The 25928-nt window shown below is 41.7% G+C and carries 24 protein-coding genes and 1 pseudogene; 14 read left to right on the top strand and 11 right to left on the bottom strand.

The window, feature by feature from the left end:
• The first annotated feature begins 84 nt into the window (after positions 1 to 84).
• The 3 genes from rseP to rpsN all read left to right on the top strand — a co-directional run bounded on the left by rseP (position 85) and on the right by rpsN (position 2229).
• Positions 85 to 1185 (top strand): RIP metalloprotease RseP, encoded by a 1101-nt coding sequence (rseP, locus tag FBB35_RS28255; RefSeq protein ID WP_174712398.1) that lies wholly within the window; start codon positions 85 to 87, stop codon positions 1183 to 1185.
• Entirely contained in the window at positions 1161 to 1850 is a 690-nt protein-coding gene (gene nth / locus FBB35_RS28250) for an endonuclease III (protein WP_174712397.1), read from the top strand. Before rseP ends, nth begins: the two co-directional genes overlap by 25 nt.
• A 76-nt stretch (positions 1851 to 1926) precedes the next feature.
• A complete protein-coding gene (rpsN, locus tag FBB35_RS28245) occupies positions 1927 to 2229 on the top strand; it encodes a 30S ribosomal protein S14 (RefSeq protein ID WP_012410383.1) in 303 nt (100 codons plus the stop codon).
• A 161-nt stretch (positions 2230 to 2390) separates the two neighbouring features.
• On the opposite strand, the gene FBB35_RS28240 is transcribed toward rpsN, so the two are convergent.
• Positions 2391 to 2720 (bottom strand): hypothetical protein, encoded by a 330-nt coding sequence (locus tag FBB35_RS28240; protein ID WP_114081874.1) that lies wholly within the window; start codon positions 2718 to 2720, stop codon positions 2391 to 2393.
• 102 nt (positions 2721 to 2822) lie between these two features.
• On the opposite strand from FBB35_RS28240, the gene aat reads away from it, so the two are divergent.
• The 4 genes from aat to FBB35_RS28220 all read left to right on the top strand — a co-directional run bounded on the left by aat (position 2823) and on the right by FBB35_RS28220 (position 5278).
• On the top strand, positions 2823 to 3398 hold the full coding sequence (gene aat, locus FBB35_RS28235; RefSeq protein ID WP_174712396.1) for a leucyl/phenylalanyl-tRNA--protein transferase: 576 nt from the start codon (positions 2823 to 2825) through the stop codon (positions 3396 to 3398).
• Positions 3399 to 3564: 166 nt separating this feature from the next.
• On the top strand, positions 3565 to 4509 hold the full coding sequence (locus tag FBB35_RS28230) for a toll/interleukin-1 receptor domain-containing protein (protein WP_174712395.1): 945 nt from the start codon (positions 3565 to 3567) through the stop codon (positions 4507 to 4509).
• Between the two features lie 209 nt (positions 4510 to 4718).
• Positions 4719 to 4943, top strand: coding sequence for a DUF433 domain-containing protein (locus tag FBB35_RS28225; RefSeq protein ID WP_174712394.1), 225 nt, complete (start codon positions 4719 to 4721; stop codon positions 4941 to 4943).
• Positions 4940 to 5278 carry a DUF5615 family PIN-like protein gene (locus FBB35_RS28220; RefSeq protein WP_174712393.1) on the top strand — a complete coding sequence of 113 codons (339 nt, stop codon included), beginning with the start codon at positions 4940 to 4942 and terminating at the stop codon, positions 5276 to 5278. The genes FBB35_RS28225 and FBB35_RS28220 overlap by 4 nt, the downstream gene beginning before the upstream one ends.
• Positions 5279 to 5359: 81 nt before the next feature.
• Here FBB35_RS28220 and FBB35_RS28215 read toward each other — a convergent pair whose 3' ends face one another.
• The 3 genes from FBB35_RS28215 to FBB35_RS28205 all read right to left on the bottom strand — a co-directional run bounded on the left by FBB35_RS28215 (position 5360) and on the right by FBB35_RS28205 (position 7886).
• Positions 5360 to 5932, bottom strand: coding sequence for a Uma2 family endonuclease (locus tag FBB35_RS28215; RefSeq protein ID WP_174712392.1), 573 nt, complete (start codon positions 5930 to 5932; stop codon positions 5360 to 5362).
• A 121-nt stretch (positions 5933 to 6053) separates the two neighbouring features.
• Positions 6054 to 6911 (bottom strand): DUF3598 family protein, encoded by an 858-nt coding sequence (locus FBB35_RS28210; protein ID WP_174712391.1) that lies wholly within the window; start codon positions 6909 to 6911, stop codon positions 6054 to 6056.
• 72 nt (positions 6912 to 6983) lie between these two features.
• Positions 6984 to 7886 carry an ABC transporter permease gene (locus tag FBB35_RS28205; protein ID WP_174712390.1) on the bottom strand — a complete coding sequence of 301 codons (903 nt, stop codon included), beginning with the start codon at positions 7884 to 7886 and terminating at the stop codon, positions 6984 to 6986.
• Positions 7887 to 8044: 158 nt separating this feature from the next.
• On the opposite strand from FBB35_RS28205, the gene def reads away from it, so the two are divergent.
• The 5 genes from def (at position 8045) to recJ (ending at position 13269) form a co-directional block, all read left to right on the top strand.
• The gene (gene def, locus FBB35_RS28200; RefSeq protein WP_174712389.1) at positions 8045 to 8608 is read left to right on the top strand and encodes a peptide deformylase; all 564 of its coding nucleotides are present in this window, start codon (positions 8045 to 8047) and stop codon (positions 8606 to 8608) included.
• Between the two features lie 10 nt (positions 8609 to 8618).
• Positions 8619 to 8822 (top strand): hypothetical protein, encoded by a 204-nt coding sequence (locus FBB35_RS28195; protein ID WP_094330501.1) that lies wholly within the window; start codon positions 8619 to 8621, stop codon positions 8820 to 8822.
• Positions 8823 to 9139: 317 nt separating this feature from the next.
• Positions 9140 to 9970, top strand: coding sequence for a PD-(D/E)XK nuclease family protein (locus FBB35_RS28190; RefSeq protein WP_174712388.1), 831 nt, complete (start codon positions 9140 to 9142; stop codon positions 9968 to 9970).
• 165 nt (positions 9971 to 10135) lie between these two features.
• Entirely contained in the window at positions 10136 to 10798 is a 663-nt protein-coding gene (locus tag FBB35_RS28185) for a GNAT family N-acetyltransferase (RefSeq protein ID WP_174712387.1), read from the top strand.
• Positions 10799 to 10800: 2 nt separating this feature from the next.
• Positions 10801 to 13269 carry a single-stranded-DNA-specific exonuclease RecJ gene (gene recJ, locus FBB35_RS28180; protein WP_174712386.1) on the top strand — a complete coding sequence of 823 codons (2469 nt, stop codon included), beginning with the start codon at positions 10801 to 10803 and terminating at the stop codon, positions 13267 to 13269.
• A 74-nt stretch (positions 13270 to 13343) separates the two neighbouring features.
• On the opposite strand, the gene FBB35_RS28175 is transcribed toward recJ, so the two are convergent.
• A complete protein-coding gene (locus FBB35_RS28175) occupies positions 13344 to 14015 on the bottom strand; it encodes a pentapeptide repeat-containing protein (RefSeq protein ID WP_174712385.1) in 672 nt (223 codons plus the stop codon).
• Between the two features lie 272 nt (positions 14016 to 14287).
• Positions 14288 to 14962 (bottom strand): cadmium resistance transporter, encoded by a 675-nt coding sequence (locus FBB35_RS28170; protein ID WP_174712384.1) that lies wholly within the window; start codon positions 14960 to 14962, stop codon positions 14288 to 14290.
• A gap of 685 nt (positions 14963 to 15647) precedes the next feature.
• Here FBB35_RS28170 and FBB35_RS28165 point away from each other — a divergent pair.
• On the top strand, positions 15648 to 16085 hold the full coding sequence (locus tag FBB35_RS28165) for a cyclic nucleotide-binding domain-containing protein (RefSeq protein WP_114081859.1): 438 nt from the start codon (positions 15648 to 15650) through the stop codon (positions 16083 to 16085).
• 75 nt (positions 16086 to 16160) lie between these two features.
• Here FBB35_RS28165 and FBB35_RS28160 read toward each other — a convergent pair whose 3' ends face one another.
• The 4 genes and pseudogenes from FBB35_RS28160 to FBB35_RS28145 all read right to left on the bottom strand — a co-directional run bounded on the left by FBB35_RS28160 (position 16161) and on the right by FBB35_RS28145 (position 23280).
• Positions 16161 to 17528: a cobyrinate a,c-diamide synthase gene (locus FBB35_RS28160; protein ID WP_174712383.1), complete on the bottom strand. Its 1368-nt coding sequence runs from the start codon at positions 17526 to 17528 to the stop codon at positions 16161 to 16163.
• Positions 17529 to 17564: 36 nt separating this feature from the next.
• Positions 17565 to 18182: pseudogene (locus FBB35_RS28155) on the bottom strand (S-layer homology domain-containing protein); the annotation flags it as partial.
• Between the two features lie 1683 nt (positions 18183 to 19865).
• Positions 19866 to 20582: a conjugal transfer protein TrbI gene (locus FBB35_RS28150; protein ID WP_174712382.1), complete on the bottom strand. Its 717-nt coding sequence runs from the start codon at positions 20580 to 20582 to the stop codon at positions 19866 to 19868.
• A gap of 400 nt (positions 20583 to 20982) precedes the next feature.
• Positions 20983 to 23280, bottom strand: coding sequence for an NACHT domain-containing NTPase (locus tag FBB35_RS28145; protein ID WP_174712381.1), 2298 nt, complete (start codon positions 23278 to 23280; stop codon positions 20983 to 20985).
• 162 nt (positions 23281 to 23442) lie between these two features.
• Here FBB35_RS28145 and FBB35_RS28140 point away from each other — a divergent pair, with 162 nt between their 5' ends.
• Positions 23443 to 23634 (top strand): hypothetical protein, encoded by a 192-nt coding sequence (locus FBB35_RS28140; protein WP_174712380.1) that lies wholly within the window; start codon positions 23443 to 23445, stop codon positions 23632 to 23634.
• Between the two features lie 88 nt (positions 23635 to 23722).
• Here FBB35_RS28140 and FBB35_RS28135 read toward each other — a convergent pair whose 3' ends face one another.
• A complete protein-coding gene (locus tag FBB35_RS28135; RefSeq protein ID WP_174712379.1) occupies positions 23723 to 25885 on the bottom strand; it encodes a tetratricopeptide repeat protein in 2163 nt (720 codons plus the stop codon).
• Positions 25886 to 25928 lie beyond the last annotated feature (43 nt).

The following is a 25928-nucleotide window of genomic DNA, read 5'->3' as shown; positions in this document are numbered from 1 at the left end:
CTTTTACCAATGCCCAATGCCCCATTCACAATGCCCAATTAGAATAGAGATAACTATAGCTTAATATTTTCACTAATTTACTCTATGTCAGTTTTAGCAGCGATCGCAGTCTTGGCTGTTTTAATCTTGGTACACGAGTTGGGACATTTTGTTGCAGCACGTTCTCAAGGCATTCTCGTTAACCGTTTTTCTTTGGGTTTTGGCCCAGTTCTTTTGAAGTACCAAGGTTCACAAACCGAATATGCTGTCCGCGCTTTTCCCTTGGGTGGCTTTGTGGGCTTTCCCGATGATGACCCCGATAGCGATATTCCACCCAATGACCCAAATCTGCTGCGTAACCGTCCAGTTTTAGACCGGGCGATTGTCATCAGTGCCGGTGTGATTGCAAATTTAATATTTGCCTACTTGGTTTTGGCTTTGCAATTGGGTATCGTCGGCATTCCCAAAGAATTGAACTATCAAGCTGGTGTCGTTGTCCAGCCTGTTAATCAAGAATCTGTTGCCTATCAAGCAGGTATTCGGGAAGGAGATATTATTCTGGCTGTTAACGGTCAGGAACTCCCGGCTTCTGATAAGTCAACTCCTTTGCTGACCAAAGAAATTCAAACTCATCCCAATCAGCAAATCGAACTGAAAATCCAGCGTGAAAATCAGCAACAATCCATAAAATTAACACCAAAACTGGGAGCCGATGGCAAAGGTGTCGTTGGGGTGGCACTTAGTCCAAATGCGACAGCAGTTTATCGCCGTCCTAATAGTCCTTTTGAAATTTTTGGTCTTGCTGCTAATAGATTCCAACAGTTATTTGTTGGTACACTAAGCGGTTTTGGTCAGTTAATTACTAACTTTCAACAAACTGCTGGGCAAGTTTCTGGGCCAGTTAATATTGTCAAAATTGGTGCAAAATTAGCTGAAGACAATACTGTAAATTTGTTGTCTTTTGCGGCAATTATCAGCATCAACTTGGCTATTATCAATATTTTGCCTTTACCCGCCTTGGATGGTGGACAACTAGCTTTTCTGCTGATTGAAGGTTTGCGCGGTAAGCCTGTTCCGGCTCGGATTCAAGAAGGTGTAATGCAAACTGGCTTGGTATTACTCTTAGGCTTAGGAATTTTTCTAATCGTCAAAGAAACTACTCAATTAACTAGTCAATTGGAGTGGGTGCAAAAATTATTCCAGTGAGTACTACGCGCAAATCGTTATCTAAAAAGAAGCGATCGCTAGAGATTTTAACTCGTTTGAAGCGTCTTTATCCAGATGCTACTTGCTCTTTGAACTACTCAACGCCAGTACAATTGCTAGTGGCAACGATTCTGTCGGCTCAATGTACTGATGAGCGGGTGAATAAAGTGACACCAGCTTTATTCGATCGGTTTCCTGATGCTGCGAGTTTAGCGATCGCTGACTTGGTAGAATTAGAAGGCTTGGTGCGTTCTACAGGGTTTTATCGCAATAAAGCTAAAAACATTCAAGCCGCCTGTCGGATGATTGTCAGTGAGTTTAACTCTGTTGTCCCCAACCAAATGGAACAGTTGTTAAAGCTTCCTGGGGTAGCGCGGAAGACAGCGAATGTAGTTTTGGCTCATGCTTATGGTATTAATGCTGGCGTGACAGTAGATACTCACGTCAAGCGCCTCACTCACCGTTTGGGTTTAACTGAACATACAGACCCCGTTCGGATTGAGAAAGATTTAATGGGTTTATTGCCGCAACCTGATTGGGAAAATTGGTCAATTGGGTTGATTTATCACGGTCGTGCTATTTGTAAAGCCCGCTCTCCCGTTTGTGTTGCTTGTGAGCTTGCTGATTTATGTCCTGTAGCCAATAAGCCAGTAGTTGTAGGGTAAGCGACACAAGTAATCCCAGAATTGATGGAGAGACTGTAGAATGGAAAACGGTGTCTTTAAAGAAGTTAGAGAATATATGGCTAAAAAGAGCATGATTGAGCGCGAGAAAAAGCGCACTAGGCTGATAGAAAAGTATGCTGACAAGCGAGAAGCTCTCTTAGAAGAGTTCAGAAGTGCAGCATCTCCTTTGGATAAGTTGGAAATCCACCGCAAGATTCAACAGCTACCCCGGAATAGTGCGCCCACCCGCCACCGTAACCGTTGCTGGTTAACAGGTCGTTCTAGAGGTGTTTACCGCGATTTTGGGTTGTCTCGGAACGTGCTACGAGAATGGGCACATGAAGGTCTATTGCCTGGAGTTGTTAAGTCTAGCTGGTAGTTAAGAGTCATTAGTCATTAGTCATTGGTGAACCAGTGCGGTCTTGGGGGTTTCCCCCATGAGCAACTGGTGTTAGCGAAGCGGTAGCGACGCAGGAGCGTCACCCGAAGGGTCATTGGTAAATAACAAAGGACTAATGACAAAGGACAAATGACAAAATATTATTGACCGCAACACTTATCAATTCCCAGACTTTCTAAGAGTAGATCGCTGACGGCGTTGGCGATCGCAAACTCTCCATAAAAGCTATTGGAAAAATCATAGGACTGCATCTCTGTGACAATGGCAATTACCAGAGAACCAAGGTCGTTTTCTCCTTCCATACGTTGACGCACAAAAATCTGTGCGGCTCGTTGAGCAATATTTTGGTTTACTGCTTCGGGGATAAATTCTGTATCTAGCCACCGTTGTAAACGCTCTTTTAACCATTCACCTTCGAGCAGTGGGTTTTCAGGTGGTGGTAGGGTAATGGGTGGAATAGGTTGAGTCATCTTTTTTAAACACAGAGGGACGCGGAGGGAAACGCAGAGGAACGCTGAGGTTGACTGTTAACATCAAATTGCGTTTCTCTAGTGTTTTTTTTATATTTATTTATGCAATATGATATCGCCGCTATTGTTGAGGGCTATGCACAAGGCTATTTTCTCATGGCTGATGAGCGCGATCGCCTGAGTTGGTACGGAAGTCGCGATCGGACTTTTATTCCTTTGGATGAGCGGTTTCGCTACCCCAAGTCTTTGCAGCGCGTTTTGAATCAAGAACGGTTTACTGTGGCGATTAATCGAGACTTTCAGGCTGTGGTGGCTGGCTGTGCTGACAGAGAGACAACTTGGATTTCACCGGAATTGGAAAAGATTTACTGGCTACTTTACCAGAGTGGTTATGCTTATAGTTTTGAAACTTGGCAAGGTGACGAATTAGCTGGGGGCATTTTAGGAATTGTTATTGGCGGCGCTTTCATTGGCGAGTCGATGTTTTACCGCATTCCCGAAGGTTCAAAGGTAGCGATGGTCAAGTTGGTAGAAAGATTGCGTCAGAGGAAATTTGTATTTTTTGATGCCCAAATGATGAATCCTCATTTGGAGAGATTTGGTGCTTATCGGGTTGAGGATGAAGAATATCAAATTTTACTTAAGCAAGCGTTGAAATGTCGCTGTAACTTAGTATGAAGCTTGACAAACTTCTTAATACAGCTTTTCTTTATTGTGTAAGAATGATTCAAATGTATCACGCACGTGATTCCAAGCCAAGTAAGTACACATGAGCCGAAAAATCTTTTGATAATCGAATCTTATTTATAGATGTGGCTCTAGTGACGTAAGTTACCGAGAGAGAATGAAAATTTTTCTTGCCCATGCTTCTGAAGATAAAGCTCTAGTCCGAGATATACACTCACGACTTCTGTCTCACGGCTTTCAACCTTGGCTGGATGAGCTAGATATTTTGCCGGGACAAACTTGGCGTACTGCAATTCCAAGGGCTATCCGAGAGAGTGATATTTTTATCGCCTGTCTATCACAACGATCTGTTCAAAAGGAAGGGTACGTCCAGAGAGAATTTCGTTTAGCTTTAGAGACTTATGCCGAGAAGCCTCCTGAAACAATCTATTTGATTCCATTAAAGTTTGATAATTGTGAGATACCAGATATTCAGCTTCCTAATCTCGGTATTAGTCTGCGTGATTTTCAGTGGCTAGATTTTTGGAAGGTTGATGGCTTTGATCGGCTTGTCAAATCTATTGAGATAGAAGCACGAAAAAAGAACACTTATTTTGAGATTGAATCAGTTGTACTTGATGCAGAAACTCCTCAAGTGTCTGGCATTAAATCAGTTATGTATGATACGGAAACTCCCTCACTATCTGCTCTGGAACTTAGGACTGAAACAGTTGAATGTAAGGATAAATATCCTCAAACATCTGTCTCTGAATCACCTGAAGATGTCTTGACATCTGAGCAAAAAGCACGACGAAAATTTCTTAAACAGGCTGGATTTGGAGGAATTGGCTTGGTGGCAATTGCCGTGAGCTATCCAGCTATCTTCAAACCCGTTTATATTCCCCCAGAAACAAAAAATCCTGTTCCACGTTCTCCTGAGCCAAAAGATCCTGTTCCAGTTGCATCTGATCATCTTGTAGCAACAGTTGTTGGTTTGCATGTTGGCATTGGGGCAGCGGCTGCGGCATGTGCTGCAACAGGTGTTGGACTTGTCTTAGCACCTGCTTGCGGTGTTGTAGGTGGTTTTATGGGCGCTGCTGCCGGGTTTCTTTCCGGTTGGTGATGCATCGATAGTTTACGATACGATGAAGGCAACCAGTGCGATCGCTAATCTTGTAGGTTAAGTTGGCGCGAGAAAATCCAACATCTTTTTCCACTCACAATCTTAACCACTTCCACCATGAGAAGTGTGATCGCTCCATTCTCTTGATGCTCATAATGTGGAGAAGCATCACATATACTAGGTTAAAGACTATCTCCGAGTGAAACCTTATGTCAGACTTACTTGGAAGAATTACAGTTAATCCTAAACAATGTGGTGGTCGTCCCTGTATCAGAGGCATGAGAATTCGGGTATCAGACGTACTCGACTTGTTTGCGGCAGGACTGAGTGCCGAACAAATCCTAGAAGAAATGCCCGATCTGGAAGCGGATGATCTTAAAGCAGCACTTGTGTACGCTTCACGTAAGCTCAATCATCCCGTTTTGGTTGCATGACAATCTGGGTAGATGCACATCTGTCACCTGCAATTGCAACTTGGATCACCATCACATTCGGCATAACGGCATTAGCTTTGCGTGATGTTGGGCTGAGAGATGCCGAAGATCCTGAGATTTTTGAGGCAGCGAGGGCTAGAGAAGTTATTTTTATGACCAAAGACAGTGACTTTGCTGACTTGGTTGATCGTTTTGGAAGTCCACCACAAGTTATCTGGTTGACGTGTGGTAATACGTCAAATGCACGATTGAAAGAGATTCTGAATTCAACATTGCCAGAAGCATTAGAGCTTTTGCGATCTGGTGAAGCGTTAGTCGAAATCAGAAGGGATTAAGGGTATACACTCGCCATAGATTAGGTTCCTTAGCATCAACCCAACATTTTCTTCCAGGTTCAAAAACGGTCACTCCTGCAACTAGCTAAATAAACCTGCTACTGTCAGGCTGAAATCTTTAGCAAATTCTGGCACTGGTAACTGTGTTCCTAGTTCTTCGTAAAAAGTTGTTGGTTGATCTGGCAAATAGACAAACACGGATTGTTCTTTAGGATCAATCAGCCATCCCATCTGAGTTCCATACTTGAGGCAATGCAGAATATTTTTAGTAACTTTAGTTTGACTTTGATCGGGAGATAGAATTTCAATAGTCCAATTTGGGGCAATTGAGAAGACGTTAGCAACCCCACCATTATCTTTACGGGGAATTCTGTCGAACATAAACACAGAAATGTCAGGCACAATTGAGCGATGCCCACGGCGGGCTACGCCTACGCCAAATGTACAGCGAAGCTCACAGAAAGCCCGTGCAATTTGTTTGGGTTTTACGATCAAGTTAATTGCAGGTGCTAACTCGGTCTGAATTGCGCTGTGTTCTCCTTGCGGCATCGGTTTTTGAATGATACGCCCATCAATGTATTCACTGGCAGGTTCTGTTTCTGGCAGATCCAGAAATTCACTTAAAGTCAGGGGTTTAGCAGGGGTTTGTACCATTTAAGGTTTCCTTACGAGACGTAAGTTGTACTACTGCTTGCTATTTGTTCTACAAATGGATAAATAATTATAAAGTGTTGATCAAAATTATCGGAGATAAGCGATCGCACTCTCAAATCCCTTACAATTTTTCTTCAGTAACTAATGTCAAACTAACCCATTCGCCTTTGTCGTTATAGCTGCGAATCATCCTCTGGCGCAGATTTGGCTGGATTAACCAACCCGCTTCCAGAAATAAGGGTTGACGTAATTGCACCTTTAGAGGAGAAGTTGCAGAAGCGCCATCAGGTAACAATAATACTTGTACCTGCTTTTCGGGATCTTGGTCAAAGAGAATGATGGAACCTTTAACAGTAGCAGTTGAGGTAATTGTGCGTAGACGCGTTGGCGTAGCCTCTCGTAGAGAAGCGGCTTGTCGTGAGACATCGCCAAAAGAAGTACTTTGAATTAATCGCCCAGCATCATCAAATTGTATTTTCAAAGTTGTAGAGTAAATATCGGGCGATCGCAAATCTCGATAGATTGTCACTGCTTGTCCTCGCCATTCTCCCAACAAATCATTTATCTGCAAAGGGGGACGTTCTGCTGCTGGGGTTCCGGCTAAATGTTCTCGAATCAGAGTTAGTCCATTTAGATGACCATTTTTATCAAACAGTTGCACCAAACGTAAGCGGCGATTTTCATGAACAAAAGCGAGTTCTCCACCAAATTCGGAAAATGGCCCTAGCTGAATTAAACCTTCAGAAAATGAACCATTTTCAAAAAATAGCAGACCCCCTCCGACAGACATAAATTCTCTGATTACATCATTCTTTCCCGAACGACTCAGAGTTAAGCGCACTGTCTGGTTATTATTCAAACCTTCTAGGGAAAGACGGCTAGAAGTATCTTTCAGAAGCATACCTTGGGGAGAAAAATTGGTAAATGAACCTTCCCATACACCGAGATTTTGTAGAAAACATTCCCATTGTGATTTCATAAGATTTTGTCCTTTGTCATTTGTCATTGGTCATTTGTAGATAACCAATGTCCCATGCCCAATGCCCAATGCCTAACCTTTGGCAAAACGTCGGACAGCAAATAAGCTTCCCATTAATCCTACAGCTGCACCGAAACTCAAGAGAATTAAGGGTAATAGTAAAATTTGGGCTGGAGTGAGTTGCACACCATTGGTGATAACTTGGATAAATTCAGGTTGATTGACTAGCAATTTACCGAGAAACTGCTGAATCACAGAAATGAAACTCCAAGCGATCGCACCACCAACTAAACCGAAAGCAATTCCTTGTAAAATAAATGGCAGGTAAATCCATGCAGAGGTTGCTCCCACCAGCTGCATAATTTCAATTTCTTGTCGTCGCGCCATGACAATCAGCCGAATTGTGGTTGTAGTCACTGCGATCGCTGTTAGGGTCAGAATAATCGTAATTGTTAAAGTAATCCAGTTCAGCCCTCGGTGCAACTGGGCAATGCGTTTAACTGCTTCATCGATATACTCCACCGTCTCAACTCCCGGCAACTTAGCCAGTTGCGTTGCTAAAGTTGGTACAACTTGAGAATTACGCGCTTTCACCTTCATCTCATCAACTAAAGGATTCTCACCTAACTGCTGGGTAGCACCCTCAATATCAGAAATTCTCATTTCCTTAACTAACTTAGTCCAAGCTTGCTCTTTGGTAATGCTTTGCATCGCTGCAACCTCTGGCATTTTGGTGATCAGTGGCTCAATATTTTCGGCCCGTGCATCCGGTTCGAGATAAACTGATACTTCTAGCTGACTACCGAACTGATAGAGTAGTTTTTCGACTTGCCAAGAGGTTTGCAAACTCAAACCAAATAAAAACAGTAACACTGTCACAGTACTTACAGCTGCCCAATTCATCCAACCTCCCCGCAGTAAACCGAGGAAAGTTTCTTTGAGTAAGTAGTCAAGTTTTGTGAAAGACTTAAACATAATTTGTAATTTGTAATTCGTAATTCGTAATTAATAATTCCCAATTTCGAATGCTCAATGCCCAATGTCCAATTCCCAATGCCCAATTCTCAATTCCCAATTCCCAACTTGATAGAATGAAAATAGTAAGAATTTTCACCATCTAGCCATTGAGACTCATGCCTTCTGAAATTGCTGTAGAGAAAAAAAAGTTAAAAAATCCACCTTTGGAGCTTCATTATTTAGGCGATCGCGTGCTGCGTCAAGCTGCAAAGCGGGTTTCTAAAGTAGATGACGAACTTCGCCGGATGGTGCGGGAAATGCTGCAAACTATGTACAGCAAAGATGGCATTGGTTTGGCTGCCCCCCAAGTGGGAATTCACAAACAACTAATTGTCATCGACCTGGAACCAGAGAACGCAGCTAATCTGCCTTTGGTATTAATTAACCCCACCATTAAACAAGTCAGCCGCGACATCTCTGTTGCCGAAGAAGGATGCTTGAGCATTCCCAACGTATATCTTGACGTAAAGCGTCCTGAAGTCGTGGAGATAGCCTATAAAGACGAATATGGTCGTCCTCGGACATTAAAGGCTAACGACCTTTTAGGACGCTGCATTCAGCACGAGATGGATCACCTCAACGGTGTGGTATTTGTAGACCGTGTAGAAAACTCCTTGACTTTAGCTCAGGAGCTATCTAAAAATGGCTTCTCGTATCAAGCGGTGAAACCAATAGCATAGGGGGCTAGTAGTGTATTTAACTCCAAAAAGCGGTTTATTTCTGGGTGGTTCTTGTGTAAGTGCGATCGCAGCTGTTGGTTCAATTTTTGAACTCAGTTACGGACAACCAGATTTGGGTTTCCAAGTCACGGCGATTATCCTCGCATTGAGCATTCCACTCACCGGATTATTTTTCTTTGCCGCAGTGAAGGACGCAAGGGCTAACATGAAGTAAGCATCAGGTACATAAAAAAGGTAAAAGGATGAAGGAAAAGGCAAAATTCATTCTTTTACCTTTTATTTTTACTCTGGATTTTCCACTGCTCCCAAAGCTTTTAGCGTCACTAACTGCACTGTGGTTAACCCTGCAACCCCGGTGATATTAATTCCTTCGTAGGGCCGTGGCCATGTCTACGACGGGTGGTTCCTGAGCGCAGCCGTTGGCGCAGCCTCTCGTAGAGAAAGGCTACGCCTACGCAGTGTTTTTAGGCACTCTACCCGTTAATATATTCCAGGTGAGTTGAGATTAGAATTTACTTCTAAAATAGAAGAATGCTGTCAACTCCCACTCAATTACTGCGACTGTCTCAAGGACAACTCAACTTACTAAAAGTTTGTCCGCGTAAATTTCAACATACCTATCTAGAAAAACTCAATTCGCCCTCAAATCCAGAACAAGAAGAACGGCAAACTTTGGGTAGTCGTTTTCACTTGCTAATGCAGCAGCGAGAAATGGGTTTGCCAATTGATGGTTTTTTGCAAGCAGATGCTAAACTGCAAAGCTGGATGCTAGCTTTTGCCGATGCAGCCCCAGAAATTTTAACGCCTGCATCTGATAATCAAACTTTCCGTGAAAGTGAACACTACCGCACCCTGCAAGTTCAGGACTATTTACTGACGGTTGTCTATGATTTATTGATTGCAGATAACCAACAAGCACAAATACTCGACTGGAAAACTTATCCTAAACCACCCAATAAACGCAAGTTAGAGTCAAACTGGCAAACACGGCTTTATCTATATGTATTGGCAGAAACTAGCGATTATTTGCCAGAAAATATTTCGATGACTTACTGGTTTGTCCAATCTGAGGGTAAACCGCAAAATATTAAATTTAATTACAGTACTGCTCAACACACACAAATAGCAAAAAAACTTAATCAACTGTTAAGCCAGTTAACTAATTTGTTGGAAGATTACCAAAATAACCAGCAGTTTCCTCAAGTTGTGGAGGGTAGCAAAACCTGTGATTATTGTCAGTTTGCCAAACGGTGCGATACCTACGGCGGTAAACTAAGCACACAAGTTTCTGAAGAAGCAGTGAAAAACTCATTGCCAAATTTTGACAGCATTCAAGAAGTATCACTCAACCCCATACATTAGACATCTCCGAAAAAGAATGTAGGACGCGTTAGCGTAGCGGGACGAAGTACAATTTCGCGTCTCTACAAGGGTTCTGAATAACGTATATTTAATTTCTGAAGATGTCTATTAAAGGATGTTTGTCAAGTCCAATAGGGATATAAAAAAATCACAACTTCTAAATTTATGTCAAACTTTGACGAAACTGAAGCCATTTATGTCCGCGAATTAGAAATTGATGACATTGCTCCCGTTTACCACTTGGGAGAAGGGTTATTTACCAGCGATTTATATCCTTATTTATACCGCACGTGGGATGAATGGGAGGTGATTGGACTTTACAATACCGATCCTGAATATTGCCTCGTAGCGGAAACAGACGGGGAATTAGCAGGATTCATTTTAGGAACCATCATTACCAAAGCATCCTGGACTTATGGATACATTTTATGGTTGGGAGTTAGTCCAAAGTATCAGCGTCGGGGAGTAGCAGACAAGTTGGTGGATAAAGTCGTCGCCCGGATGATTGAAGATGGGGCGCGGTTCATGCTGGTAGATACCGATCCCACCAATACTTCAGCCTTAAAGTTTTTTAACCGCAAGGGTTTTGGTAATACTCGCCAGCATATTTTTTTGTCGATGAATTTAAGCAAGCATGAATACTATGGCAGATTGATTGATTACGAACACCAAAAAGCTGAAAGAGCCGGTTACAAGCGATGTCTACGACGGGCTACGCCTACGCGCCCAGCAATTCGCGCCCGCAAAGCTGATAGCGTCACCAATGAAGTAATCATCAATCCCCTAGTAAGTGAATCTCAAACAACTGAGGATCAATCCCCGATTTAACAATGCCAGAACAACAACAGTGGACTATAGCAGCAACCGAACAACCCCCGGACTGGTTCATCCAAGCGGTGAAACAGCATACACCCCTATCAAGTGGAATATATGCAGCACAATTGTTGTGGCAACGGGGAATTAAAGATAATCAACAATTAACAGCTTTTATTAACTACAAAACTTATCAACCAGCGAGTCCCTTTGAGTTTGGGCAAGAAATGGACTTAGCGATCGCCCGGTTGCAACAAGCATATAACGCCAAAGAAAAAATTGCCATCTGGGGAGACTTTGATGCTGATGGGATTACCGCCACATCTGTACTTTGGGATGGATTAGGGCAATTTTTTAAACAAAATACTCAGTTAATTTACTATATTCCCAATCGCCTGAAAGAATCTCACGGTCTCAATAATCAAGGGATTGATAACTTAGCAAAGCAAGGTTGCAAATTAATTGTTACTTGCGATACTGGCAGCACAAACATTGAAGAAATTATTTACGCCAAACAGCTAGGTATAGATGTAATAGTTACAGACCATCATACTTTACCAACTGAACGCCCACCCGTCGCAGCAATTATCAATCCCCGCTATTTTTCAAGGGAACATCAGCTATTTAATCTTTCTGGGGTGGCGGTAGCTTATAAATTGGTGGAAGCTTTGTATCAAACTCTGCCTAACATTGCAAAATATCCGTTAGAAGATTTATTAGATTTAGTAGCAGTAGGATTAATTGCCGACTTAGTGCAGTTAAGCGGAGATTGTCGTTATTTAGCACAGTTGGGAATTCAACGACTGCAAGCAGATTTTCAACAGCCGCCAGCAGCGCGTCGCCGTCCGGGAGTGGGGCGATTGTTAGAATTGTGCCAGAAAAGTGGCGATCGCCCCACAGATATTTCCTTTGGTTTGGGGCCAAGAATTAACGCCGTCAGCCGCATCCAAGGTGATGCCAGTTTTTGCGTTGAATTATTAACCAGTCGAGATGTCAAACGTTGTAACGAATTAGCCGAAGTTACAGAACTCGCAAACACTAGGCGCAAATCTTTGCAAAAAGATGTGCAAGCGCAAGTAGCACAAAAACTTACTCAATTAGATTTATCAACCACCAGCGTCATAGTCCTAGAAGATGCCCAATGGCCTGCGGGTGTATTGGGCTTAGTTGCTGGACAGGTAGCGCAAGAAACAGGCCGCCCGACTATTTTATTAAGTACAGAGGGACTGGGGACTGGGGAGGAATTTTCCCAATCCCCAATCCCTAATACTTCGGCTGCGCTCAGTACAAGTCCCCAATCCCTAGCCCGTGGTTCCGCCCGTTCGGTGAATTCTGTCGATTTATACCAACTGGTGAAAGACCAAGCACATTTATTACATCGCTTTGGCGGACATCCTTTTGCAGCCGGGTTGAGTTTGTTAGTAGAGAATATTCCTTTATTTACAGCAGCGATTAATCAGCAGTTGCGGCAATCTTTAGGTAGTACAACCCTAACGCCAACCGTGCAAGCAGACTTGACGGTGACAGTTGCAGACCTGGGGAAAGAGTTGTTTTTGGAACTGAAGGTGCTAGAACCTTGTGGAATGGGTAATCCTGTTCCGAAATTGCTAATTCAAAATTGTTGGTTTGAAAATGCTTGGCATCGCAATCAGCAGGATTGGCAAGGAAAAAAGGTACAGTACATTAAAACTGAGTTTGATATTCGGGATGATTCCGGCAGAAGTGCTTTTCCTGGCTTATGGTGGGGACACTACAAAGATGAATTACCCATAGGAAGGTGTGATTGCATAGCCGAATTAGACTATAACACCTTTAAAAAACGTTATGAAATCAGATTAATTGCCGTGCGTGCGAGTGTTAACTCAGCATTGAACACTCAGAATGGGCTAAACGCCCCGCTATCGCTAACGCCACTCATTTTAGACTTGCGAAATCAAGAACACTCAGCACTTAGCACTCAGCACGAGCTAAACCATAGCTATCCGTTAAAAGCACTAATTCTTGAAGATTGCCCCACGAGTTGGGATAATTTACGTTTATGGTTGCGGCGATGTCTAGCGATAAGCCGCTCCGCATCTACGCTTGACAATCAGCAACAATTAGCGATCGCTTGGTCTAAACCCAACCACCAACCACCCAATCAAATTTGGCTGACTCTTGTCGGAATTGCCAAATATCTTAGTCGCACAAATCAACCAGTTACCCGCGTCCAACTTTTAGAGAAAATCGGCATCAGCGATCAAACTCTACTTGTAGGAATTAAAGCTTTAAAACATTTAGGGTTCACAGTCAAACGACAAGACAATTATTTACAAATTACCTGGCATCCGAGTGATAAAGCAGAAAATCTTGCTGATGAAGCGGTGGCAAGGTTTTTAGCTGCTGTCCGAGAAGAACAATTTCAGCAACAGTATTTTGCTGACGTGCCTTTATCTACTATTGTGGCGATCGCAAATTCCGATAATTATATGAGTACAAACCTTTAAAAAGAAAAGCCTATATTCATTACTGAATCAGGCTTTTGAGGGTTTTATTAAATTTACTCAGAACTTCAGTTTAATCACTGAACAGTGAATCCTTCTGGTCTGATCGCATCTTCCAAATCAACCCCCATCAGGTTAACTCCCTGGATGTTTGCATTTGTGAGATTTGTCTTTTCCAAGTCTGCGCCCTGTAGGTTAGCCATTTGCAGATTTGCTCCCAACAGGTTGGCTTTTTCTAAGTCTGCATCAAATAGATTTGCTCCTAACAGGTTTGCTCCCAAAAGGTTTACCTTACCTAAATCTGCTCCTTGAAAGTTTGCCCCTTTTAAGTTTGTTTGCTGTAGGTTAGCCCTTTCTAAGTCTGCATTTTGTAAGTTAGCACCCTCCAAATTTGCCGCTTGCAGGTTTGCATCCTTAAGCATTGCTCCAGTTAGATTACATCCGATACATTCATTAGTTTGTAATAAATGTCTAACATTTGTTGCTACAGATACAACTGGAGGTATGACTGATGAAGTTACAGATTCCATTGGCGCTACAACTGGAGGTATGACTGGGGAAGTTACAGACTCCATTGGCGGTGTAACCACAGATGTGACTGGAGCTAGTTCAGACTCAGTAGGTATGGATGTTGTTAATGTTTGAGCTTTAACTGCTTGCTGGTCAAGGAGCGAAAATCCTGCTACAAGTACTAGAAATACTGCTGTTACAATCCACCGAGTTAATTTTTTAGAATTTGATTGATTCATGAGTTCCTTTCTGTGATTATTCGTAGTAGTGGGTTTGCTTTTATAAGAGCCATCAATAATGTGCTTTATTCTCACTTTAGATAAATTGATTGATAAGATCAAATATTATTTTGATTCAAGTTGATAAATTCAAGTGATTAAAAAATCTTTTTGGATGGGAAACGCTCAGGTGATTGTTTGATTATGTCAGGGAATAGAACCTATCTGCGTAGACGTAGCCCTTCGTAGACATCGCATCCCCAAGTAACAAGTTTTCAGTTCGGGTGTAATTCCTAATTAGAAAGCATTGCCAGACTAGGTAACAGTCGATATGATTCACTTTTAATTAAGATAGAGAGTCCCAAGTAAATTAAGACAAATGGGAAGACTTTTCGGCCGAAGCGGGTTAAAACGGGGGTCATCAGAGGATTACGAGTCAGGTTATAAGAGAGCAAGCACCACGCCCCAACAGTGAAATAGCAAACACACAGAATTACACCTAAACTTGGAAGATTGCTACTAGCAAACAACGGTACATAGATCCCAATGTTGTTTCCTCCATTGGCAATGGTGACAGCAGAAACGCGGTAGGTTTGAGGATCGCGTATGGTTGCTAATAATGATTTATTCTGGCGTTCAGATTTGACAGGAGAGGTTAACTCAACTGATACAGCTTGCACTGTCTCTCCTTCCTCTTCTCGACTGATGAAATTACTGATACCAATGGCGATGGGAAGCAAACCTAGTAATCCAATCCAGGTGCTAGGAATCACAAGACCACCGAAGAAACCAGGGAGACTAGCGCATACTAAGGTAGTAAATCCCAGAAATTCACCGATAATAATATGCTTAGGACGAAAGCTGCGATTGACTTTTCCGAAAAAAGCTGTCAAATATAAATTGTCGTCAAAGGTAGTTGCAAAAGCGACAGAGATTCCAATAATTAATGTACTAATTAGCCAACTCATAATTGTTGCTCACGATATTCAATGCTGTTTGTTCTAGTCTTTCTCTGCTCTTCACTGTGAGGGCAGATAAGGAGATTTTGTGACTGTTTTACCTAACTACAACCGATTGAGGTTCGCTAGTCATCAGCCAGTTCCCCGGTTTTTAGAAGCGATTGCCTCTAATCAAATTGGTGATTTTTTCCTCAGCAAGGTACCTTGGGAGCTCATGAAGTCAATATTATGGCTTGCAACCATATAAGAGCAAATACTCTTGTTTTTTAAAACGATAAATAAAGGTGATTGATAAACAGTCTGTTTTATAGGTGTTGCTTTAGCGGGGCTGGCAAGGTTTTTAACAAAACTACTTTCCCCTAGACTGGCAGTTGGTTAAGCTTCATACTGAGTTACTATCTGAGAAGTTTAAGAGCGTAGTTTACCGCCGTAGGCATCGCTCTTATTGAACAAGAGGCAAGGGGGCAGGGGGCTGGAGAGACAAGTGGAGAGATTTATTCAATAATTCTCCCTTGTTTCCCTTGTCCCCCTGCTCCCCTGCTCCCTTCCCCCTGCCCCCTGCCTCCTCTATCAAAGACAGGCTAAAGTTTGAGATATTCTTGGCGGCTAGCGTTCAACATCGGTTAATATGACTAATCGCGCTCTGGCTTCAGGTTTAAAATTTACAGTAATGTTTTATGTTTAACTTGTAATTATGCTAACCAGTGTTGACCGTTTATTATTTGTCCGGCGAGTCCCGATTTTTAAGGAATTGCGGGATGATTTTATTGTGCGGCTCACTTCAGTGATGAACGAACTGTCATTTCCAGCTAATTACACCATCTTTCGCCAAGGAGAAGAAGGGCGATCACTTTATATTGTCGTGTCAGGCCGGGTTAAGGTTCACATCGGCAATAAAATGCTTGCAGAGGTGGAACAGGGAAAATATTTTGGTGAGATGGCAGTATTTGATACTCAACCTCGTTCTGCCACTGCAACAACTTTGGAACCTTGCGAATTTTTGGAACTGACGCAAGAACAATTGTATGATGCGATCGAAGAAACTCCTGAAATTGCGGTGAATATCATTCGTGAGTTATCCCGTCTGATTCGTAAGTTAAATGACGATATGAATTTATCGAACTCACGTTAAAAGAATGTATTCAAAACCTTTTCCCTTTACCCTTTCCCCCTTTAACCGAACTGTATTGGGGTATTGGAGGGTCTATTATGCGTAAGTTCTACATTCTTTAAGAAACTGTTCGGGAATTTCTCTACTTTGTCCCCAATGCAGATGAACATAAGAAGCATGAACATTTGCAGGAAAACCCCATCCCTCGCATCCCATATTTTCATCACAATCGTAGCGAGAAGTTTCAAATAGGGGTTTAGTGGGAGTTAAGGTTAAATGGGAACGATGAAATTCATGTCCGTGAACAGTTGTACCTGCCTTCACTAACAGATTATCTTGCAAAGCTACTGCACGACGATAGCCCAAAGTTAAACGCCCACCCATGACAGCAGATGTCGGTAAAACTCCTGTCATCGCCCAAGATTTACCCTCAAAATCAATAATTTGCTCACATAAATACATTAATCCTCCGCATTCAGCGATCGCAGGCATTCCTTCCAGAATTGCTGTTTTCACTCCATTACGAACGTTGGTATTTTCTGCTAGTTGCTGGGCAAAAACTTCTGGGAAACCTCCGCCAAAATACATTCCTTGGACATCTTTTGGTATTGCAGCAGCTTCTAAGGGACTCCAAAAAACCAGTTCTGCACCAAGTTGTTGCAGCAAATCGAGATTGTCTTGGTAATAAAAATTAAAAGCGCGATCGCGGGCGACTGCAATTCTGATGGAGAAAGGGGAATGAGGCGGATTAGGGGGAGGAGGGAAAGGTTGTGATTTTAACAGGGGCAATAAGTTTTGCCAATCGAAGCAAGTATCTCCTAAATCGGCGAGGCGATCAATTAAAGCATTGAGTTCGGGAAGTTCTACTGTGGGTACTAAACCCAAATGGCGATCGGGAATTGTGATGTTATCTTGACGGCGCAGCACGCCGATAATTTTTAATTGTAAAGGTTTTAGGGCATCTTTGAGGAGAGAGAGGTGGCGATCGCTTCCCACGCGATTTAATACTACCCCAGCTATTTTAATCCGGGGGTCAATAGATTGGTAGCCGTGAGCGATCGCAGCTACAGAACCAGACAAGCGACTGCAATCAATCACCAACACCACAGGTAAATCTAAAAGCCGTGCAATGTGTGCCGTACTTGCAAAGTCAGTTGATTTTTGCTTTTCTTCCCCATGCCCAACTCCATCAAATAATCCCATTACCCCTTCTACTAGGGCATATTCAGTCAGTTGACTATGACGGGCAAAACATTGCTGAACGTAGGTTTCTGAAGTCAACACTGGGTCTAAGTTGCGACAAGGACGACCAGTTACGTGTTGATGAAACATCGGATCGATGTAGTCTGGACCTACCTTGAAAGATTGCACCAGGCGATCGCGACGACGTAAAGATGCTAAAAGGGTAAGCGTGACTGTTGTCTTGCCCACCCCACTACGTTCTCCAGCAATGATTATAGACATCGATAATTGTTGATTAGGCAGTTAATTGCTGAGGTTTGACACGACATAAGGCGAGTTAATTGCTGAGGCTTGCTTAGAACTAACCAGTGCTTGGTAGATAAAAGCTGCTACCTGAGCGCGAGTAGCGGTTGCGGTTGGATTCAGGGACTTCACATTAGGATAGTTCACCACAATTTGCTTTGCAGTTGCAGCTGCGATCGGGCTACGGGCATAGTTAGCGATGTTAGAGGCATCGTTGAAATATTTCAGAGTGTTTTCGGTATTGCCACCAGAAGTATATCCCAGACCGTTGGCGAGGGAAACCAAAACCTGTTGGCGGGGAATAGCTTGGTTAGGCTGAAAACGATTACCGGGATATCCAGATAAAAAATCAATAGTATAAGCTTGCTGAATTGCACTGTATGCCCAATAGTTGCTAGGCACATCAGCAAAATTGATCGCCTGTCTCTGCTGTGATTTAGGGAAAGCTTTGTTGACCATAGCGGCAAATTGAGCGCGTGTCACCGGTTCTTCAGGGCGGAAGCTACCATCAGGAAATCCAGCAATTACACCTCGCTGTGACAATTGTTGAATAAATTGTGCTGCCCAATAGTTAGATGAAACATCAGAAAAAGCAATTTGAGTTAAAGATAGCGGGGAGCATCCCGCTTGGATAGGTTTCCCTTGTAAACTATAAGTTACTGACTCACAAACAAAACCTGCGGAGTTAGACTCTACATAAGTCCGTGTTGGTGGATTTTGTTTATCTAGCCGCGATTTCCAATCATCAGATATTTTCTCTAGAGTAGGATACTTTTTTAAAAACTGTGAGTCTGCAACAATATCGTGAGTTCCCTTAACACTTACATTAGAACTATTAAGGTATATATTATAATCATAAACAACATTGTTGTTTTTATTATTACTATTAACAGCCTTGCCAGGGTAGGCATAGAGGATATTGTTTAAAATTCTGACATCAGATGATACATTAGCAAATATTTGCCCATCTTTAATTTCAGGACTTTGATTATTTAAAACAGCAGTGTTATTTACAATATCAATATGATCGCTCAAAAATGTATGAATACCTGAACCACCATTATTAAATGTCAGATTGTTTTTAACTAAAGTGCGTCCTTTATATGCACCCAATTCTGAATTATTCTGATCGTTTCTTGTAGTATCAATAATAATACCATTGCCATCTGTGATCTTTCCAACTGCAATCCAAGGGATGTACATACGATTGTTGTAAGTCTTGTTGTTGGTAACAAACATCTTGTATCCCTGGTTTTTGTCAGAATTCCAATTATTCAACATTGAAATACCACTAGAACCATAAACACCATACCAGGCATTATTGAAAACTACGTTATTATCTACTGTTACATAATCTGATTGAATCGCTGAAATACCTGCTCCTCCACAGTCATGTACTTTATTGTTCAGAATGCGGATGTGATGAACATGACCACTGGTTCGTCCGTCAATGCTGATGCAGTTTCCATTTGTGAGTGGGTTTAGTTTGTTAGTCTTCTCACTCATCGCATAATCAAGAGTTATATTGGCATTATTCCCTATAACCTCCAGTCCGTTGATCTCAATATATGAAGCTCCACTTGAAATCAGAACACCGTTCCATGTATTGTGCTGAATTTTTGGGAAATGTCCAGGATATGCTTTATACCTAATCCAGGCATTTGCAGTTCCAGAACGTTTAATACTTACTACACTTAAAGCTTTGGCTACATTTTTGTAGACTCCATTCATAATTAATACTGTATCACCAGGGTTGGTAAGGTCTGCTGCTTTCTGAATTGTCCTAAATGCAGATGAAGTAGAAAGTCCGCTATTTTTGTCGTTTCCATTACCACTAACATAGTATGTTTTCGGTGTTGAATTCGCGCTAATTAGCTTGCTGCTGGATAGGCTAATTTCGTTGTTAGTGGATATCTGAGGGACATTTTCAACTAAAGATACTTTTATCTTTTCTCCCTGAGTCAAAAGAATTAACACCACGGGAATTGCAAGAGATGTGCTTAAAATGAAACCTTTACTTACCATAATAAAAATGCTCTTTTATACACTACTTGACAAAAAGTATCAGGATATTAGGTAATTTTGAATACTCTTTTAGATAGAGAATAAAATATAGCCAACTCTCCTAGCTCTTTCAATAGCATACTTCAATAAGTATTTCAATAAATATCAATGGTGATGAAGACGATATAGAGGTATAATAGTTGCTATTAAATAGAATTTTTTAGGTCAAAAATGAAGGCGATCACACACTATAGTTAAAGTGGCGATCGCCTATAAGGTGTGATTAAAGTCACGACTTGAATAGAGTTAAATCTAGTAGCGCGAGCGTGGTACTAAATTCAAATTAGAATCCAGTGTGAGCTTTAAATCTTGTGCGGGTCTGATGACAAACGCATTTACTTCTTTTTTCCGCAACAGAACACTCGCACCTGCACCCGCAGCCGCACCAAGAACAGGTTTTAAATCATCAATTCTGTTGTTGCCAGTAATTAGTGAACCTAAAAGACCAGCACCTCCACCAATAGCTGCGTCAGTTAAAACCTGACCAGTGCTAGGGCCTTGTGAAACTTTTTGAGTTGTGGTGTATGTCCGAGAAGTTGCATTAATCGACTGACGCTGACCATTAAAAAATTCTAATTCTTGAGCGACAAACCGCACGCCTTTTCCTTGGTTGTCATCTGTATTGCTTGAATAATTACCTAAGTCAACAGATTCTAGCCGTCCATTTACTTTAGTTCCAGCAGGAATTAAGACATTTCTATTTCTGTCGATAATGTCATTGGCTATTCTCAAGGTTATAGATTTACTTTCCCCAGGAGCAATAGTAATAGTCTCTTTCTCGTAGGTGACAGGAAAAGCAACCCCAGAAGGAATGGTAACGTTTCCATATTGACTATTATTTCTATCTTGCCCAATTCTATATTGTGCATTAGCAGGAGCCAAGCTTAATAGAGGGCTAGCGACGCTTGCGGTAACGGCTATTGCCATAAGTGCAGCAGTTCCAGATTTCCATTGATATAGGCGAGTCATAAGAGGGTTGTCCTTTGTGTATGTGATGTATTTAATGACGGTGATTTACTGAGTTTGTTTCTGACTGTTTTTGAACCTATTTATGGGCGTATTCCGAAGATAAAAGTACTTATTATGGGAGTCTGTGCGATCGCAACTCTGAATTAGTATCCTGCTAATGTGCGTTACTCAAATCAGAGGCAAGACATTTATGCGACGTAAACTGGTATCATTTTGTTCCTAAATGTTGTTTTATTACTTATGTCCACATATCTAAGCCATTGAATAGAGGCGAATCGGCTAACTGTGAACTCTTACTTCTATTCTAGATTGATTTGCTAGGACTTGGGAAATATTTTCGTTTTCTTAACGAATGATTTACCTGTGGGACTGAAAGATCAACTATCTGCTATGTGTGTATTTAAGATTGCTGCTGACGGTGTTTAATCTCTGCGATCGGTAATAGCAAAGTATCTTCTATTTCTTGTCGCGCTTCACGGCTGACATAACAATCACTATTTAGGCATTCTACTAGTAATGTATTGGAATCATAATATTGCTTTAGTAATTCCTTCTGGTGTTGGCTGAACTGCCAATCATAACCAATATTACGATACTTAATCATCACCGCCTTCAATTGCTTAATCCAAGACTGTCCCTTGATTTTCCACCATTGCTTAAATATTTCTATGTCATGATCTACATAAGGTAGTTGAGCCTTAAGTTGTTGGAGTGCTTGTTTCATTTTAGGCTCAAGGGTAAGGCCAAACAAGATACGGGCTAGATCAATGGCAAGGGTAAGGAAAAGATTAAACTCATAGCCGTCAGCAATACTAAGGGTAAGGTGCTTGTCAACATCACACGCAAGGGTAAGAGCTAGGTCATGATTATTAACTTCAAAGTCAAGTTCAAGGGCACGAGAAAGGATACGGAAACTATCAAGCTCACAGTCATGTTCCAAGTAAAAAGCACGAATAGCTGATGGCTTGCATTGAAGTTGAACTGAAAGAGATCTTTGATTCACCCATTGCAGAAACTTTTGCAATTTTTCATCGCCAACTACAATTGCATCAACGTGCTTTTTCATCAACTGCAACAAAATATCTGCACTTGGCGACATCCCAACCCCTAACAAAAATACTTCCTGCCAAGGTTTTTCAATTATGTGGCTGACTAGATTTTGCAATGCCTCCTCTGATGATTGTTGAACAATAACAATTTCTCGAGCAGTAAAATACTCATGAAATGTTAAATGGGAAAATGAGTAAATCCCTTTTGCACGTTCTACTAATAGTCCATGCTGGGCTTCAATTGAACGCAGAACAACCTCACTTTCTAATTGCAATATTTCTGGGTCAGTATTGGCATCTGGTAAATTGCGTATGTATTCTGTGATGTATTGCTCTGCTGCTTTCTGCTTGAAGAAATAATCACTCCGCTCAAACGTAGTTAGAGCAATTTTACTAAGTAAGTCTTCCTTCCGTTGAACCGATAGCTTTTTGTAAATTTGGTAGCGTTGAATTCCGCGTTTAGCATCCCACTTTTTCAGTAGTGCATCCAATCCTTCTTTGTATAACTCAGAACGATTTGCCGGAAAATCCCCTGACTCTTCAAATGCTAAACATAGGAGCGTCAATAGCAATGGACTTGCAGCAAGTTGTTTGATGCGGTTATTCTCTTCGAGACGTTTAATAAAAGTTTCTGGCTTAACAAATTTATCCTTAAACCAGTTAGTTACAAAAGTAGCAATTTGTTCATCATCAAAATCAGCAACTTCCACCTCTGTGAACTTCTCAAAGGTATATTCCTGTGCTGCAATTCGGCAACTTATGACAAAGTGATTATTTTGGAAATTGTCAGAAAATTCTTTAATCTCTTTGAAGACGTGGCTATTATCTTCTTCTCGAACTTCATCCAAGCCATCAAGTAAAACTAATGCCTTGCCGTGTTTTAACAGTTCATCTTCTAGAGACACACCTTGTCTTGCTCCGACTCCCCTGCAATTGGAGAATTGCTGACTGATGTATTCCAGTAAACCTGGTTTATTAGCAGCTTCAGCAAAGTCTTTAAGGGTGACAAAAATTGGCACGCGTTCAGCTTGAAACTTACCTCCAATACACTGAATCGCTAAATGCTTCAAAAACGTAGTTTTTCCTGCCCCTGGCTTACCCAAAATCATCAACTTAGGATATTTTTCTAATGCCTCTAGTCCTGGCACTCGTTTCTGAGTAATTCTGCTCAGTCCAAAGTGGTCAAAATCTTCGCTACTATACTGTTGCAATAATAATAATTCATCAATTCCTAACCGTTGTCGCGCAGTGATTTTTTCCAGGATATTAACGCTGGTGTAAATCTCATTCAAGCCGATGGGTTGAGTCATATCCAGCACTCGCATTGTGCCGCAACGTTCTTGAATTAGAGGTTTTATCTTTTGGCGTATTGCTTGCACGATCGCATCAATATCAATCCTGTTATCCTGATTTACCTCTGCTTCGCTAACTGGTTCAGCAACTGTTTCTTCCCACTCTAGGTCTAGCCTGTCGCAAATCTGGACAAAGAGATTGCGGTCAACAGCTTTGCCTGTAAAGAATTTTCCGATCGGCTGGCGGGTTACTTCTAACTCTTCAGCTAATGCCTTTTGAGTTAGGGAACAACGGATCAAAGCTTTTTTTGCTTTTTGGATACCTTCTGGAGAACAGCAAAGCGATCGCCCGGACATAACCTAACCACTACACTTTTGCTGATTCTAACTGTCAATTTGGCAATTCATGCTCATCGCATACACAAGTCATTCATATCACAAGCCTGTATTTAAGCTTACAGCAAACACTCACCTGTCAAAGTAGGGATGTAGTGATTTAAACGATTTGGGGGTGGGTCAATGTTATCCAAGAAATTTCCTTCAAGAGATGAATTATTAGCTACTGTAATGCTGATTACGGTAATTGGTTCTCTCACACTTGCAGTTATTGACGAAAAGAGTCGCTCTCAATTTCTAGATTTAACAAAATTCGCTGTCGGTACATATATTGAATTGTTGATACCTCGGTTAAGGTCAAGCGATCGCAATTAACCAATTCAAGCCTCTAATAGCCATATAAGCATACAAACAAAACCCGCATTGGCGGGTTTTAATTAATATCAAGTTACTCTTCAATAGCTTATAATTTTGACAAAATCTCTGGCAACAGCTGACTAGGAACTTTAGATAAAGCCAGAGTTTGTCCCTGTATCCCTAATTCATTATGAAAAGCACGAATAGTTTTCACCACATAAGTAAAGGTTGTTTGATAAGCCTCTGATTGTTTGCTCAATCCGTTTAAGGCTTGCAAATGGTAGTCTAAAGCTACTTCTAAGTGTTGAGAATGTGTTGCTTTGTCACCATTAAATGACTTATCTATTACTAGCTGATAATGCGCTAGTGCCAAGTTATTATAAGAGGCAAGCAAATCAAAGCTTAAAGGAGTACCGCTAAGTGAGCGAGCCAAAGCTATAGCCTCTTCATAAGCGCTGATGCATAGTTGCAAATACTTTTGCCGTGCCTCTTTAGTTGTCTGAGAAAGGTTCGCTAAGTGCCAGTAGGCAGTACCTAGATTATTTTCTGTAGCGGCGCAGGCGCTGGGAACATTAGCTGGAGTGCGATACTTAAGAGCTTTGCTATAGACATTAATAGCTAGCTGGAGATTTTGGGCAGGTTGCTCGTATTGTGCTAGATTCCAACAGGCAGTGCCGATGTTGTTTTGAATCATCCCATACTTGAGCGGTTCCTCTTCGGGGTTGTAGTATACGAGTGCTTCGTTGTAAGCTGCGATCGCTTTCTTTAAATGCACAATCGGTTGGTTGTACTGCCCTAGATGCCAGTAAGCAGTACCCAAATTATTCTGGCAAGCTGCATACTTTAATGAATCCATATCGGCTGTACGATAGCTGAGTGCTTCATTGTAAGCTAATATTGCCTGCTGCCAATTTTCAGATGGGTGAGAAAAACGAGCTAAATCACCATAAGCCGTCCCCAAATTATTTTGCACACGAGCGTAAGTTTCCCGATGCGTCTGCGGTGAAATCATCTTTAACGCCAACTGATAAAATTCTATTGCCTGCTCTATATAGGTTTGTCCCTCCTCAGAATTAGGTGGTGTACGGTATAGCATCCAGTAGAGTGTACCCAAATCATTCAAGATATCTGGAAGTTGTGGTGAGCTTTCGTCATAGCTAATAGCCTCCTGATAGGCAATTATTGCCACCATCAGGTTTTCTAAGGTTGACTCTCCTTGTTCAATGCGAAGGCGGTATAAAGTGCCCAAGCGATGATAAGCTTCTGCCAGTACATCCCCTGAAGCTTGCTTTTCGTGTAATTCTTCAATCTCCAACAAAATCTGCTGCGGTTGTAAATAATTTTCGGTATTTTTATCACTACTTGCGTTAATTGTTGCGATTACTAGCTCTGTTAACTCTCTACTTACATAAGATAAAGACAACAGTGATTGATTATTTTTACCACTACCAGACCTATTAGTAGATTCCTGGGTTTTGTTTACGCCATTCCTTTGTATCTCTGCTGGGAAACCGGAATTATTCTCAAACTTGAACTCAGAAGCTGTGGTTCTGAGTTCTGCTTGGTTAACTGATTCATCTAGAATCGACTGCTCAACATTCCCTAAATCCAAGTTTCTAGAAGGTGAAAAACGTTCTGGATAGCCTGCATTTTGAGTCGCGGGTGTGGGTTCTCCAGCAAACACAAATACACCAGTCCGGCAACGCCAGAATTGTGGTGCTGATTGCTTGATGGCAGATAACCAAGGACGCGGTATCCACAACAGTAAGTTAGATTCTAGGAATCGACTGGATTCTTGTGTAGAAAAATATTGCTCACTTAAGCGGAGATAGTGTAAAAATAAACGCTGTGTTGCTACTGTTTCCTTGGTGAGATGTTCCACACCTACAATCTGAAATGCTGGTACTGGAAAAGGTCTTCCAGGGGTATCTTTTGATGCTCCAACAATTGGTGGTGGATAATTAGCTAACCATTGATTTATCTGAACTATGGGATTGGGTTCGTTTAAATTTAAACGCAATGTGACTAATCGCGGATAAGCTGGAGTGCTATTTTCTTGAGCATTTGATGACTGATATAGCACCTGTCCAACAGGATAAGCCAATGTAGAATGCAAGCGAGCTGCTACTTGATTTCTTAAGTGTAAATCATCACATACTGCTAAAAAAAGTTGTCGTCGTAAGCCAAGGCTTAGGGCAAGTTTCAGGCGGTGGTATGCTTGCCGATTCCAAGTAGAATTATTGTTGTGTGCAATATCATTCACGCTCATAGCGGCTAAAGAGCCAAAACACAGTACATATCAACGTTTTGGA

It is taken from the genome of Nostoc sp. TCL240-02 (assembly GCF_013343235.1).
GTDB lineage: Bacteria > Cyanobacteriota > Cyanobacteriia > Cyanobacteriales > Nostocaceae > Nostoc.
The sequence above is the reverse complement of the archived record's forward strand: the minus strand, read 5'-3'. Positions and strand labels throughout refer to the sequence as shown.

Excerpts from the sequence above, each read along its gene's own strand:
- rseP (WP_174712398.1), top strand. The coding sequence starts at position 85 with ATGTCAGTTTTAGCAGCGATCGCAGTCTTGGCTGTTTTAATCTTGGTA.
- rpsN (WP_012410383.1), top strand. The coding sequence starts at position 1,927 with ATGGCTAAAAAGAGCATGATTGAGCGCGAGAAAAAGCGCACTAGGCTG.
- FBB35_RS28240 (WP_114081874.1), bottom strand. The coding sequence starts at position 2,720 with ATGACTCAACCTATTCCACCCATTACCCTACCACCACCTGAAAACCCA.
- aat (WP_174712396.1), top strand. The coding sequence starts at position 2,823 with ATGCAATATGATATCGCCGCTATTGTTGAGGGCTATGCACAAGGCTAT.
- FBB35_RS28230 (WP_174712395.1), top strand. The coding sequence starts at position 3,565 with ATGAAAATTTTTCTTGCCCATGCTTCTGAAGATAAAGCTCTAGTCCGA.
- FBB35_RS28225 (WP_174712394.1), top strand. The coding sequence starts at position 4,719 with ATGTCAGACTTACTTGGAAGAATTACAGTTAATCCTAAACAATGTGGT.
- FBB35_RS28220 (WP_174712393.1), top strand. The coding sequence starts at position 4,940 with ATGACAATCTGGGTAGATGCACATCTGTCACCTGCAATTGCAACTTGG.
- FBB35_RS28215 (WP_174712392.1), bottom strand. The coding sequence starts at position 5,932 with ATGGTACAAACCCCTGCTAAACCCCTGACTTTAAGTGAATTTCTGGAT.
- FBB35_RS28210 (WP_174712391.1), bottom strand. The coding sequence starts at position 6,911 with ATGAAATCACAATGGGAATGTTTTCTACAAAATCTCGGTGTATGGGAA.
- FBB35_RS28205 (WP_174712390.1), bottom strand. The coding sequence starts at position 7,886 with ATGTTTAAGTCTTTCACAAAACTTGACTACTTACTCAAAGAAACTTTC.
- def (WP_174712389.1), top strand. The coding sequence starts at position 8,045 with ATGCCTTCTGAAATTGCTGTAGAGAAAAAAAAGTTAAAAAATCCACCT.
- FBB35_RS28190 (WP_174712388.1), top strand. The coding sequence starts at position 9,140 with ATGCTGTCAACTCCCACTCAATTACTGCGACTGTCTCAAGGACAACTC.
- FBB35_RS28185 (WP_174712387.1), top strand. The coding sequence starts at position 10,136 with ATGTCAAACTTTGACGAAACTGAAGCCATTTATGTCCGCGAATTAGAA.
- recJ (WP_174712386.1), top strand. The coding sequence starts at position 10,801 with ATGCCAGAACAACAACAGTGGACTATAGCAGCAACCGAACAACCCCCG.
- FBB35_RS28175 (WP_174712385.1), bottom strand. The coding sequence starts at position 14,015 with ATGAATCAATCAAATTCTAAAAAATTAACTCGGTGGATTGTAACAGCA.
- FBB35_RS28170 (WP_174712384.1), bottom strand. The coding sequence starts at position 14,962 with ATGAGTTGGCTAATTAGTACATTAATTATTGGAATCTCTGTCGCTTTT.
- FBB35_RS28165 (WP_114081859.1), top strand. The coding sequence starts at position 15,648 with ATGCTAACCAGTGTTGACCGTTTATTATTTGTCCGGCGAGTCCCGATT.
- FBB35_RS28160 (WP_174712383.1), bottom strand. The coding sequence starts at position 17,528 with ATGTCTATAATCATTGCTGGAGAACGTAGTGGGGTGGGCAAGACAACA.
- FBB35_RS28150 (WP_174712382.1), bottom strand. The coding sequence starts at position 20,582 with ATGACTCGCCTATATCAATGGAAATCTGGAACTGCTGCACTTATGGCA.
- FBB35_RS28145 (WP_174712381.1), bottom strand. The coding sequence starts at position 23,280 with ATGTCCGGGCGATCGCTTTGCTGTTCTCCAGAAGGTATCCAAAAAGCA.
- FBB35_RS28140 (WP_174712380.1), top strand. The coding sequence starts at position 23,443 with ATGTTATCCAAGAAATTTCCTTCAAGAGATGAATTATTAGCTACTGTA.
- FBB35_RS28135 (WP_174712379.1), bottom strand. The coding sequence starts at position 25,885 with ATGAGCGTGAATGATATTGCACACAACAATAATTCTACTTGGAATCGG.